The organism is Aeribacillus sp. FSL K6-1305 (assembly GCF_038050115.1).
GTDB lineage: Bacteria > Bacillota > Bacilli > Bacillales > Aeribacillaceae > Aeribacillus > Aeribacillus composti.
Window position 1 is genome coordinate 1,081,838 of the sequence record NZ_JBBOQV010000001.1, and the last position, 13,458, is coordinate 1,095,295.

The 13,458-nt window shown below is 41.3% G+C and carries 11 protein-coding genes; all 11 read right to left on the reverse strand.

From position 1 onward, the window contains the following. Positions 1–4: 4 nt before the first annotated feature. The gene (locus NST97_RS05080; protein ID WP_063388432.1) at positions 5–337 is read right to left on the reverse strand and encodes a putative DNA-binding protein; all 333 of its coding nucleotides are present in this window, start codon (positions 335–337) and stop codon (positions 5–7) included. 94 nt (positions 338–431) lie between these two features. Further along, entirely contained in the window at positions 432–1,415 is a 984-nt protein-coding gene (ftsY, locus tag NST97_RS05085; RefSeq protein WP_063388433.1) for a signal recognition particle-docking protein FtsY, read from the reverse strand. Positions 1,416–1,430: 15 nt separating this feature from the next. Then, positions 1,431–4,997: a chromosome segregation protein SMC gene (smc, locus tag NST97_RS05090; protein WP_339209933.1), complete on the reverse strand. Its 3,567-nt coding sequence runs from the start codon at positions 4,995–4,997 to the stop codon at positions 1,431–1,433. Positions 4,998–5,083: 86 nt separating this feature from the next. Continuing rightward, positions 5,084–5,824, reverse strand: coding sequence for a ribonuclease III (rnc, locus tag NST97_RS05095; RefSeq protein ID WP_327862772.1), 741 nt, complete (start codon positions 5,822–5,824; stop codon positions 5,084–5,086). 113 nt (positions 5,825–5,937) lie between these two features. Next, on the reverse strand, positions 5,938–6,171 hold the full coding sequence (locus NST97_RS05100; RefSeq protein ID WP_063388436.1) for an acyl carrier protein: 234 nt from the start codon (positions 6,169–6,171) through the stop codon (positions 5,938–5,940). A 63-nt stretch (positions 6,172–6,234) separates the two neighbouring features. Beyond that, positions 6,235–6,978, reverse strand: a complete 744-nt coding sequence (gene fabG, locus NST97_RS05105; RefSeq protein ID WP_063388437.1) for a 3-oxoacyl-[acyl-carrier-protein] reductase — start codon at positions 6,976–6,978, stop codon at positions 6,235–6,237. 2 nt (positions 6,979–6,980) lie between these two features. Next, positions 6,981–7,922 (reverse strand): ACP S-malonyltransferase, encoded by a 942-nt coding sequence (fabD, locus tag NST97_RS05110; RefSeq protein WP_063388438.1) that lies wholly within the window; start codon positions 7,920–7,922, stop codon positions 6,981–6,983. 2 nt (positions 7,923–7,924) lie between these two features. Continuing rightward, positions 7,925–8,926, reverse strand: coding sequence for a phosphate acyltransferase PlsX (gene plsX / locus NST97_RS05115; protein ID WP_339192948.1), 1,002 nt, complete (start codon positions 8,924–8,926; stop codon positions 7,925–7,927). Further along, positions 8,910–9,512, reverse strand: a complete 603-nt coding sequence (gene fapR / locus NST97_RS05120) for a transcription factor FapR (RefSeq protein WP_339209942.1) — start codon at positions 9,510–9,512, stop codon at positions 8,910–8,912. The genes plsX and fapR overlap by 17 nt, the downstream gene beginning before the upstream one ends. A 93-nt stretch (positions 9,513–9,605) precedes the next feature. Then, entirely contained in the window at positions 9,606–11,651 is a 2,046-nt protein-coding gene (gene recG, locus NST97_RS05125) for an ATP-dependent DNA helicase RecG (protein ID WP_341342997.1), read from the reverse strand. 127 nt (positions 11,652–11,778) lie between these two features. Then, the gene (locus NST97_RS05130) at positions 11,779–13,446 is read right to left on the reverse strand and encodes a DAK2 domain-containing protein (RefSeq protein WP_341342998.1); all 1,668 of its coding nucleotides are present in this window, start codon (positions 13,444–13,446) and stop codon (positions 11,779–11,781) included. Positions 13,447–13,458: the final 12 nt, after the last annotated feature.

Sequence of the window (13,458 nt, forward strand, 5' to 3'; positions counted from 1 at the left end):
CCTCCTAATCCAGTTTTTCCAAAAGATGAAGTAGTCGGTCAAATTCTTCCTTCATTTCCGATTGGAAAGGCAGACCTTTCAGCTTTTCAATTATTTTTTTACGCTCTTGAAATTTCTTGAACAGCTGAAGCTTCTGCTCGTATTCCTCCAGCATCATTTCCGTCCGTTTTATGTTGTCGTACACTGCCTGGCGGCTGACGTTGTATTCTTCAGCAATTTCACCTAGGGAGTAATCATCCAAGTAGTACAGAGACATGTAGCTTTTTTGCTTTGGCGTCAACAACGACTGATAAAAATCAAATAAATAATTCATCCTCGTTGTTTTTTCAAGCAACATCAACACCCCCTGTTGTTAAGTGAATTGCCTTTACATGTTTTTAGTGTATCGATTCTAACTGTAGATGTCAAGTTTTTTTCTTAACACAATTACGTTACGCTTCATCTACTAAATCGGCAAACAGCCCATAAACATATTTCTCTGCATCAAATTTCTCAAGATCGTCCATTTTTTCGCCAAGCCCCACCAGTTTTACAGGAATGTTCAGCTCATTTCGAATGGCTAGAACAATTCCTCCCTTCGCAGTGCCGTCCAATTTTGTCAAGGCAATTCCAGTGACATTTGTCGCCTCCGAAAACTGTCTTGCCTGGCTCATTGCATTTTGTCCGGTTGTCGCATCAAGGACAAGCAGCACTTCATGCGGAGCACCTGGAATTTCCCGTTCGATAACCCGCTTTACTTTCTCAAGCTCTTTCATTAAATTCATCTTATTTTGAAGCCGTCCAGCAGTATCACATAATAAGACGTCTACTTTTCGAGAGCGAGCGGCCTGAATGGCGTCATACACGACGGCAGCAGGATCAGAGCCTGCCGATTGTTTAATCACATCTACGCCAACCCGATCCCCCCAAACTTCCAGCTGTTCGATGGCGCCTGCTCGGAACGTGTCGCCGGCAGCAAGAAGGACAGATTTTCCTTCTTCTTTTAATCGATGTGCAAGCTTTCCGATCGTCGTCGTTTTTCCAACACCATTGACGCCAACAAACAATACGATGTTTAACCGGCCGTCTTCAATGTTTAAATCGGTAGGAGCGCCGTCTTCTCCTTGGTAAATTTCAACAAGCTTTTCGGAAATGGCAGCGCGCACTTCCTTCGGTTCTTGAATGTTTCGCCTTTTCACTTCCATTTTCAATTCATCGATCAAGTCCATGACCGTTTGAACGCCGACATCGGCAGTAATCAAAATTTCCTCTAATTCCTCGAAAAATTCTTCATCAACCTTTCGATAGCGCGAAACAAGTTCATTTAAGCTTTCTGTAAAAGAGCTTCTCGTTTTTTCAAGCCCTTCTTTAAATTTTGCCGTTACTGAATCCTTCTGCTTTGAAATTTTTTCTTTTAATTTCTTAAAAAAACTCATTTATTTTTCTTCCTTTCACGACGATTTCACATATCTAACTGTATCTTCCAAGCGGACGGATACAACTTTTGATACTCCCGATTCTTGCATTGTCACACCATATAAAGCATCCGCTTCTTCCATCGTCCCTTTCCGGTGGGTGATGACAATAAATTGAGTATTCTCACTGAAACGCTTCAAAAATTTAGAAAATCTTTGAACGTTTGCTTCATCCAATGCCGCCTCTACTTCATCGAGAACACAAAACGGAACAGGACGTACCTTTAATATGGAAAATAGAAGGGCAATTGCAGTCAAAGCGCGTTCGCCTCCGGACAGCAGGCTTAAATATTGCAGTTTTTTCCCTGGAGGCTGAGCAATAATGTCCACTCCGGTGTTTAACAGATCGTCGGGATTTGTCAAAATTAAATCCGCTTTTCCGCCTCCGAACAGTTCTTTAAAAACGATATCGAATTGAGAACGTATTTTGGCAAACATTTGGGAAAACTGCTTTTTCATTTCTTCATCCATTTCGGCGATGACTTTAAAAAGAGTTTCTTTTGCATTCAATAAATCGTCCCTCTGTTCTGTTAAAAACTCATGCCGTTCACGCACCCGCTCGTACTCATCAATTGCCCCTAAGTTTACGGTTCCAAGCTCTTCTAATGCCAGTTTAATCAGCTTTACTTTTTTCTTCGCCTCTTCTTTCTCCATCTGTAAAGGAAAGCGGGCCTTTGCTGCTTCAAAAGTTAGCTTATACTCATTTTGCAAATAATTCAAGAGCTGATCAAGCTCCACATCCAGCCTGTTTAATTTCACTTCTTCATCTTTTAGAACGTCCGTCAGTTGTTTATGAGCGCGCTTCAGTTCTTTCCATTCTTTTTCTTCTCGTTCCAGCTCTTCTTGCATGCTCATTCGCTGGCGTCTGCGGGATGCGATCAATTCAATTGTTTTATTTTTGTCCTCCAGCTTCTCCTTTTTTATTTCTTCCAATTGGATTTCACCTGAGTGGTCGCGGTCGATTTCATCCAATAATAGTTGTAAATCTTTTTCCGCCTCTTTCTTTTTTTGATTCGCCAGATGATATTCTTTTTCAAGGCGTGCTAATTGTTCCTTACTATTTTTAAAGGATTCCTCTTTTCCTGCAAGAATAATTTTGAGCTCTGTTATTTCCTGCATCCATTCTTCCTTTGATTTTTGCTGTTTCTCCTTCTTCTCGGCCAGCTGACGAATCTCTGAATCTAGCTGTTGTATTTGTCCTTCCATTTGTTCGATGGAGGACAGCAATTTTGTTTTTCTTTCATCTAGCTTCTCCTGTTCTTCTACATAGGCGATTTTTTCAGCATCGTAAAGCTTCAAATGATCATTAATATTTCGCTCTTTTAATTCAATTTCCCTCAAGCTGCCCTTCAAAGCTTGCTCTTCCATTCGCAAAGAAGATCCTTCTTCCCGCAGATCATCAAGTTCTTTCTCTTTTTTGGCAATCGATTGCTTCAGATTTTTTACTTCTTTTTCGAGCAAAGCTGTCTTTTCTTCCATTTCCGCAATTTTGTCGCGAATCGACTCAAGCTCTCGGTTTTTGGTAAGGAAAGAAGGTGATTTCTGCTTCACCGCTCCTCCTGTCATCGATCCGCCTGGATTGACTACATCGCCTTCAAGCGTAACAATTCGGTGCGAGTACTGAATTTGTTTGGCAATCGCATTTGCCCCTTCCAACGTTTTTGCAATAATAACGTTTCCTAACAGATTTTCTATGATCGGCTTATATGCTGATTCATATTCCACGAGTTGAGACGCTATCCCGATAAAATCAGGATGGCTTTCTGCAATCGAAAGCTGATATTTCGGGATTGAGCGGCCTTTGATGACAGATAAAGGAAGGAACGTCGCTCTGCCGAATGCATTTTTCTTCAAAAACGCAATCGCCTGTCTTGCCGATTCTTCATCGTCAACGACTATATGCTGGCTTGCCGCGCCAAGAGCAATTTCAATGGCTGTTTCATATTCATGTTTCGTTGTCAACAGCTCGATAGCAGCACCATGTATGCCTTTTAGCTTGTTTTTTGCTTTTAAAACTTCACGGACACCCTGGAAGAAACCGGTATAATCCTCCTGCATCGCCTCTAGCATTTCTTTTTTTGATTTTGCTTTTTGTAAATATTGATATGCTTGATAAAGCAGCGATTCCTTCTTTTCATATTGTTGTTTTAGGCTTTCCAGCGTTTTTAAGCCTGTATGATAAGAGGAAAGCTGATTTTGCAATGTTTTTCCGATTTTAGAAAGCTGTGCTTCTATTTTCCCTTTCTCTTTTTTCAGCTCTTTTCTTTCGGAAATATATTTTTCGTTTGCCTCGTCTAAGCGGTCTGCTTTGACTTTTCGCAAGCTTAGCTGCTCCTCAATATAATTGATTTCATTTCGAGCGCTTGCCAGTTCATTTAATTTTTCAAAATAGTCACTTTTTAGCTGCTCAAGCTTTTCCTCGATGTTTCCATCCAGGCTTAGCAGCTCGTTTTCTTTTTTTTGCAGGAAGGATTTTAGTTCTTTTACTTCTTTTTCGCATGTTTCATAGACGCTTTTTTGCTCTTCTTTTTCTTTTAATAATTGATTTATTTGTTCAGTCAGCTCAGCGATTTGCTCTTTCAACTGCTGTTCGTTTTGCGCCGCATGTTTTTTTCTTTCTTTTAAAACTTCTTTTTTCCCTTCAAGCTTCTCCAGTTCTTCGCTTGCCAAAAGAAGAACTTGCTGCAAATCATTGATTGATTCATCCAATGCACTGATTTGATCCCGCATTTCTTCCAGATTCGCTTCTTTTTTTTGTATTTGCGATGTCAGCTCTAGTTCGCGATCGCGATTTTCTTCGACCGAACGCTTCAATGCTTCCCATCTATCATGAAGCTCTTCAATTTCATGCGCGAGAAGAGCGACCTCATGCTGCTTCAGTTCTTCCTTTTTATCCAAATAATCCTTTGCAATAGATGCCTGCATTTTAAGGGGCTCAATTTGCGCATTCAGTTCATATAAAATGTCTTGAACTCTATTTAAATTTTCTTCAGTTTCAGCAAGTTTTATTTCAGCTTTCTTTTTTCGGGTTTTATATTTTAGCACACCAGCCGCTTCTTCAAAAATTGTCCGCCGATCTTCCGGTTTCGCGCTTAAAATTTCTTCAACCTTTCCTTGGCTGATAATTGAAAACGCTTCTTTTCCGAGACCGGAATCCATGAACAGGTCGATAATATCTTTTAAGCGGCAAGATTGCTTGTTTATAAAAAATTCACTTTCTCCAGAGCGGTAAACTCTTCTTGTCACACTTACCTCATGATAATCGATCGGCAAAAACTGATCGCCGTTATCAAGAATTAAAGTGACTTCCGCCATATTTAAACGTTTGCGAGTATCGCTTCCAGCAAAAATAATATCCTCCATTTTGGATCCTCTTAATGATTTTGCTGATTGCTCCCCAAGAACCCATCGAATAGCTTCTGTTATATTCGATTTTCCGCTCCCATTTGGGCCGACAACAGCGGTAACACCGCCAGCAAAATCAACGCTGATCCGATCTGCAAAAGATTTAAATCCTACGATATCTAAACGTTTGAGGAACATGGTGATCCCCTTTCATTCCAAATAAGTCTTTCCTATTTTACCATAACAAAAAATGATCGGAGCAATATCAATAAAAAATCCCCCGTTTATTTTTGGGGGAATTCGCCTAATTTTTGCAATCCTTGTTCAGCTGCATGCTGTTCTGCTTCTTTTTTGGAACGGCCCACTCCTGAACCGATCACCTCTCCGTTTAAAGATACGGTTGCAACAAATTCTTTATTATGAGCGGGGCCTTTTTCTTCCAAAATTTTATAATCCAAAACACCTTTTCCGTCACGTTGAATAAGCTCTTGCAATCTGCTTTTAAAATCCATCACATGAGAAAAAGCACCTTCGTCGATTTTCGGGAAAACGACCTTATTTAAAAAAGAAGTGACTGACTCAAGACCTTGATCCAAATACAAAGCGCCGATAAATGCCTCAAAGACATCAGCTAAAAGAGCTGGACGACCGCGCCCCCCAGTCATTTCCTCTCCTTTTCCGAGCAAAACGAGTTCGCCAAAAGAAAGCTCGTTGGCAAAAGTAACAAGCGATGGCTCGCAAACAATGGCAGCTCTCAGCTTTGTTAAATTGCCTTCAGACATTGTCGGATATTTTTTATACAAGTACTCCGAAACCGTCAGCTCCAATACTGCATCACCTAAATATTCCAGCCGTTCATTGTCTTCATACGGTTTTTTGCGATGCTCATTCACATAGGATGAATGTGTAAAAGCCTGAAATAAGAGCTTTTCATTCGTGAACGTAATGCCGATTTTTGCTTGGAAATCACGAAACTTTTCTATTTTTTTTAAAAAATTTTTTTTAAAATTTGTTTTGTTAGGCATACGTTACCTCCATTTTCTAAACAAATGAAACAACCTCTACTTTATGTTAACAAAAAAAGGGATGAAAAGGGAGAAAGCCCCGCAAAGATACGGGACTTTTTAAAAACATGCAATTATAGTTTGCTCTGTATGTAATTAACTGCATCCCCTACAGTCACAATTTGTTCCGCTTCTTCGTCGGAAATTTCCATGCCGAACTCATCTTCTAATTCCATAACAAGTTCAACAACGTCTAGGGAATCAGCGCCGAGATCGTCTTTAAAAGAGGATTCAAGCTTTACTTCAGATTCATCAACTCCGAGACGGTCGACGATGATCTTCGTAACACGCTCCAATACATCTGCCATAACTTTCACCTCCCTCCAGTATTATAGAAGATTTGTCTTCATATTACTACAACGAATTCAAAATTAATACATGACCATTCCGCCGTCGAGACAAAGTGTTTGCCCTGTCATATAGGAGCTTTTATCAGAAGCTATGAATGTTACCATATTGGCAATATCATTCGGCTCGCCGAAACGTCCGAGCGGAATTTGTTTGAGCATTTCATTTCTTATTTGTTCAGGGAGCTGATCCGTCATATCGGTTGAAATAAAACCTGGCGCTACAGCATTTACTGTAATATTTCGGCCCGCCAGCTCCTTCGCAGTCGTCTTCGTCAGTCCGATAATCCCGGCTTTAGCCGCTACATAGTTTGCCTGTCCAGCATTACCAGCTATACCGACGATCGATGCGATGTTGATGATCCTGCCGGAACGCTGCTTCATCATTTGTCTTGTGACCGCTTTTGTACAATTGAAAACGCCTTTTAAATTTATGTTGATCACGTCGTCCCATTCTGATTCTTTCATTCGCATAAGCAAATTATCTTTCGTGATTCCGGCATTATTTACAAGAATGTCGAGACGGCCGAATCGTTCGATTACTTCATTGACCATGCTGTTTACTTCATCAGCATTTGCAACATTAGCGCGAATGGCAAAAGCTTTCCGTCCTAAGGATTCAATTTCTTTTACCACTTCATTGGCTTTTTCCTCATTACCAGAGTAATTTACAGCAACATCCGCGCCATTTTTGGCAAGATCAATAGCAATCGCTCGGCCGATTCCGCGGCTTCCTCCCGTTACAAGGGCCGTTTTCCCTGAAAGCATAATCATACCTCCTTTATGTCATGAACAACTGCTTCTAATGATGACAAATCAAAAATATTGTATGTTTTAACGCTGCGATCCACCTTTTTGACAAGACCTGTCAGAACTTTTCCAGCACCGATTTCAATAAACGTTGTCACCCCTGCTTGAATCATCGACCGTACACTTTCTTCCCATCGAACAGGAGAATAAAGCTGCTCAATCAAAAGGCTCTTGATTTCATCTTTATTTTGAACAGGAGCAGCAGTCACGTTTGCGATGACAGGAACGGATGCATCTTGAATGGTCACTTCATCAAGCACTTTTGACAGCTCGCTGGCAGCCGGCTTCATCAATTCAGAATGAAATGGACCGCTTACTTCCAGCGGGATTACCCGCTTGGCGCCCTTTTCTTTAGCAAGCTCCCCAGCTCTTTGTACTCCTTCTTTTGTTCCAGAAATAACGATTTGCCCGGGACAATTTAAATTTGCCAGTTGTACTAGTGTGCCTTCATTCGAGATTTGTTTTGTTATGTTTTCAAGTTCTTCCTGCACCATACCTAAAACGGCAGCCATGGATCCTTCTCCTGCAGGAACCGCTTTTTCCATCAGTTCACCGCGCTTTCTTACAACATAGACTGCATCTTCAACTGTCATGACGTTTGCCGCCACTAATGCTGTATATTCACCCAGGCTGTGTCCGGCAACATAATCAAAAACAACTTCATACTGTTTCAATGCTTCAAAAATCGCAGCGCTTGTCGTCAGCAGTGCAGGCTGTGCATTGTATGTTAACGTCAATTCTTCTTGCGGACCGTTGAAAATAATAGAAGTTAAATCAAAGTCTAAACGTTCATTTGCTTTTTGAAAAATTTCCTTGGAAATGGGAACTTGATCAAAAAAATCTTTTCCCATACCGACTTGCTGAGAGCCTTGTCCCGGAAACAGAAGAGCAGTTTTCCCCATTGTCAATCCCCTTTCAATTGCATGTTCTGAATCGTTTCTTCTATCGTTGAAGATACGGAGTTTGCCACTATTTCCCGAGCCTGGCGAATAGCATGAAAAATAGCCAGCTCATCGGATGAACCGTGGGCTTTGATCACCGGTGCTTTCAGCCCGAATAAGCAAGCCCCGCCATGCTCTGAATAATCCATTTTTTTCTTTAGTCCTTTTAATTTCGGCTTCAAAACAGCTGCAGCAATTTTCGCTGTAAAAGAGCTTGTCAACGCCTCTTTCATCATGGCAAATACCGAAAGTGCTGTGCCTTCAATGGCTTTCAAAGCAATGTTTCCTGAAAAACCGTCCGTTACTACAACATCAGCCGCTCCTTTCAGCAGGTCGCGCGCTTCTACATTGCCGACAAAGTTGATCGGCGATTGAGACAGAAGTTGAAAAGCCTGTTTAGCTAATTCGTTCCCCTTTTTTTCCTCCGTTCCAATGTTGAGCAAGCCAACTCTCGGAGATTTGATCCCTCTCACCTTTTCTGCATAAACGGAGCCCATGATTGCATACTGCTGCAGATGTTCCATTTTCGCATCTGCATTAGCGCCGACATCGAGCATCACAAAGCCTTTTCCATCAAGGGTCGGCAGCGTTGGTGCCAGCGCCGGCCGGTCGATGCCGTTTATACGGCCGATAATAAACAGACCGGCAGTCATAAGCGCGCCTGTATTCCCAGCTGAAATGCAGGCATCCGCCTTTTTGTCGCGAACTCTTTCAGCCATAATGACCATCGACGCATTTTTTTTTCTGCGCACAGCCCGAACAGGTTCGTCGTCATTTTCAATTTTTTCTTCTGTATGAAAAATAGAAATGTTTGTATGTCTACCTTCTAACAATGGAGTGATCAGCGACTCATTTCCGATTAATTCAATTTCCAAATCAGAAAATTCATCAAGCGCTCTTAATGCTCCTTTTACAACCGCTTGAGGCGCGTTGTCTCCCCCCATTGCATCAATAGCTATCTTCATGTTTTGCCCCTTCCTTTTTAGATTGATTCGCAGATCTGAACATTTCAAATTCACCTGAAAAAACGAGTTCGTTGCCGACATAGCTGTTTACTTCAACAAACGTGCGGCCTTTATCTCGGTCAATGCGAGTGACTTTTGCTTTTGCGACAACGCGCTCATTTTCTTTTACTTGCCGTGTGAAACGGATTGTCGCTTTAGCCGTTAATGCCAATTCATCATCAATGCAAGCGACGGCAAGAGAGTTCGCTTGTGCAAATAGATGATGGCCGCGTGCAATTTGATTTCGGCTAAAAACATGCTCTTTTTTAACATCAAAAATCGAAATAGCTGATTTATCGAGCTCAAGATCAATAATTTCACCGATCACTTCATCAATCGGAAGGGATTTGACTTCATCTTCAAGTTTTCGTTCAGCGACATGCTTGATTCGTTCTCTTAATTCCGGGATCGACAGTTCTAGTCTGTCCAAACGGATGGTTTGGACGCTGACACCAAATTTTTCAGCTAATTCTTCATCTGTAATAAAAGGCGTTTCTTGAATTGTTTCCAACAATAAACGCTGTCTTTCCTTTTTACTGCGTCTCATTTTTTACACCGTCCGACTAGTATTAAGACTAGGTACTAATAACAAGTATATAATCAAAGAAATAAGTTTGCAACAATGAATTCTTTTTTTTGGCTAATCCAGCTTCTCTCCGCTCAACACTCCGGAAGCCTCTAAATCATCGCGGAGCGGCGCAAATTGTTCATCCTTCCAAAAAGCATCAGACTGAATCAGTTGGGCAGCGTCAGATCTCGCAGTTTCAAGCGCTCTGTAATCATGGATCATGTCGGCGATTTTAAACTCTGGTATGCCGCTTTGTTTTTTGCCGAAAAAATCTCCTGGACCTCTAAGCTCCAAATCTTTTTCAGCTAAACGGAAGCCGTCATCTGTTTCCGTCATAATTCTCATTCTTTCTTTTCCTATTTCTGATTTCGGATCTGAAAGCAGTATGCAATAGGATTGCAAGTTTCCCCGGCCAACTCTTCCTCTCAGCTGATGGAGCTGGGCAAGACCAAACCGCTCCGCATCGTAAACTAACATGACCGTGGCATTCGGTACGTTTACGCCCACTTCCACTACTGTCGTGGAGACAAGAACTTGCACTTTATTTTCGCTAAAATCCATCATCACCTGATTTTTCTCTTCTTGTGACATGCGCCCATGCAAAAGGCCGATTTGAATTCTGCCCTGATAAAATTGAGTTAATTGACTGTGCACTGTCACAGCATTTTCAACATCCAAATTTTCCGATTCTTCAATTAACGGACAAATCACATACGCTTGATGGCCCTTTTTCACTTCTTTTTCAATAAATATTAGAATTCGGGTTAACATTTCCGGCCGAACCCAATATGTTTTTACCTTCTTTCTTCCGGAAGGCATTTCATCAATGATGGAAACATCCATTTCGCCAAATGCAGTTATAGCAAGAGTTCTTGGAATAGGAGTTGCCGTCATAAATAACACATCTGGGAATTCTCCTTTTTCCCGCAATATTCTTCGCTGATTGACGCCGAACCGATGCTGTTCATCCGTAATCACAAGCCCTAAACGGCAAAAATTCACTTCCTCCTGAATAAGGGAATGCGTCCCTATGATCATGTTAATGTCCCCGGATTTCAACTGAAGAAGCAGTTCTTTTCGTTTTTTCCCTTTGATTGAGCTTGTTAATAAAGCGATGCGGACAGACGTATGCGAAAAAAGATTTGACAATGATTTCGCATGCTGCTCAGCTAAAATTTCCGTTGGAACCATCAATGCCGCTTGATAGCCGCTTAACACAGCGGCATACATCACAATGGCAGCAACTGCGGTTTTCCCTGATCCAACATCTCCTTGAAGAAGGCGGTTCATCCTGTAGGGTGAAGACATATCGGATAAAATTTCCGAAACGACACGCTTTTGTGCGTTTGTTAATGAAAAAGGAAGCGTGTCGATAAAGGATTGCAATTCTTTTCGATCAAAATGATGAGAAATTCCTCTTGAGGAAGACCTGCGAAAATGTTTAATCGCCTGCATTTTCAATTGAAATAATAAAAATTCTTCATAAACAAATCTTCTTCTTGCCTGTTTCAGTTCATCGGCATTTTTGGGAAGGTGCATGGCTCTTACCGCTTCTTCTTTCATCGGCAATTTATATCGCTTCCTGAGCATTTCCGGCAAATTTTCTGGAATAAAACTGGAATACGACTGGATGGCGGTCCTGATAATCCGTTTTAGCTCTGAAACAGTCAGCTTTCCGCGGACTGAATAAACGGGTTCTACTTCTTGATTTTGCTTATGAGGCCCAAAATGAATCTGTTGAACATTGACAGTTTGCCGATTGCGGTCCCAAATGCCAGAGACGGTAACAACCTGATTGATGGCAAGCTTCTGTTTGTAATATGGTCTATTAAAACATACTGCAGTGACAACATAACGGCCGACAAGCAGGCGAAAGGAAAGACGCGACCGCTTCTTTCCGTAATAGGTCAGCAATGGCTCGCTGTAAACCTTTCCTTCGACTGTCACTCTTTCTTTATGCTTCACTTCAGCAAGATCCTTTAAACGGTTGTCTTCATAGCGATTAGGAAAATAATAAAGCAAATCAGAAACAGTATGTATTCCCATATCATGCAGCAAACGTTCTGTTTGTTCTCCTACCCCTTTAACCGCTGTGACCGGTTGTAGCAATTGGTTCATGTTCTGTTTGCAGCTTTGAACTTAGCCGCGGGAAACCTCCTTTAAAACCGTTTGAAATATCGATATTTAGTTTACCAAAAATACTTAAACCGTGAAATAAAAAGAGGAAGGCCGAAGCCCTCCTGCTCTACTCAACTGAAAAAATATAAGAATATAATGGCTGATTTCCATTATGAACCTCAATTTCGATATGTTCATAATGATTTTCAACATGTTGGACTAATTGGTCTACTTCGTTTTCGGATGCATCTTCTCCTTGGAGAATCGTCAATATTTCATCCTCTTCATCGATCATTTGATCCAACAATTTTTTGGCAGCTTCAAGTTTGCTTTTATCTTTTGCGACGATGGTTTTCTCGTAAATCCCCATGAAGTCTCCTTTTTCTATCGCAAGTCCGTCAATACTTGTATCCCTTACAGCATATGTGACTTGTCCTGTTTTCACATTCCTGCTTGCTTCCTCCATCGCCTTTACGTTTTCCTCTAAACCGAGTTCAGGATTGAAAGCCAGCAGGGCGGATAATCCTTGAGGAACGCTTTTCGTTTCAATGACTCTTATATTTTTATCAGTTATTTGTGCTGCTTGATTGGCTGCCATAATGATATTGGAATTGTTCGGCAAAATAATAATATTCTCTGCGTTCAACTGTTCGACAGCCTTTACAAAATCTTCCGTACTTGGATTCATCGTCTGGCCGCCTTCAATAATTTTTGTTGCACCAATTGATGTAAAAAGGTCGGAAATTCCCGAGCCCATGGCAACCGCGATAATTCCGTACTTTGCATTTTTGGGTGCCGCCGGTTCAGTAGATAATACATTTTCCGTTTGATTATTGACAATTGTACTATGCTGCTCGCGCATGTTTTCAATTTTCATATTCAATAAGCTGCCGTAGCGCTGCCCGTATGTCAATACCTCGCCAGGCTGTTCAGAGTGGATATGTACTTTGACAAGTTCATCATCGGCAATTACTAAAAGCGAATCTCCGAACCGGGATAAATCTTCGCGAAATTTCTTTTCAGAAAACGGCTCTTTTTCTTTTTCAAACCGAACCATAAATTCTGTACAATATCCATATTTAATATCTTCTGTATTAATATGACTTTGTGCATTTTTATGATGCTCTGCACTTACCAGTTTGTCCATCGAAGGAAGCTTAGGGGATTCGGAAATTTTCTCTCCCTTTAATTCTGCCAAAAATCCCTCGTAAATAAATACAAGTCCTTGTCCACCGCTGTCCACAACGCCCACTTCTTTTAGGACAGGCAGAAGCTCAGGCGTTCTCTTTAATGACTCCTTTGCTTCTTTTACCATTTCTTCCATAACAATTGTCAGATCATCGGTTGATTTAGCTGTTTTAACAGCTTTTTTCGCAGCATCTTTTGCAACCGTTAAAATAGTCCCTTCAACAGGCTTCATAACAGCTTTATAGGCAGTATCAACACCTGCTTGAAAAGCTTTAGCAAATTCATCCGCATTGATCGATTCTTTTCCTTCAACCGCTTTTGCAAACCCACGAAAAAGCTGGGATAAAATAACCCCAGAATTTCCACGCGCGCCCATTAACAGACCTTTTGCAAATGCTCCAGCTACAGAACCGATATTTGATGAAACATGTTTTTGTACTTCTTTTGCTCCAGCTGTGATGGATAAATTCATGTTTGTTCCCGTATCCCCATCCGGAACAGGAAAAACGTTTAACGCATCCACCACTTTCGCATTATTAGATAGATGATTCGCTCCTTGAATCACCATTTCCGCAAAGCGCTTCCCATCAAGCAAAGTATTGGCCACAAATGTTTCCTC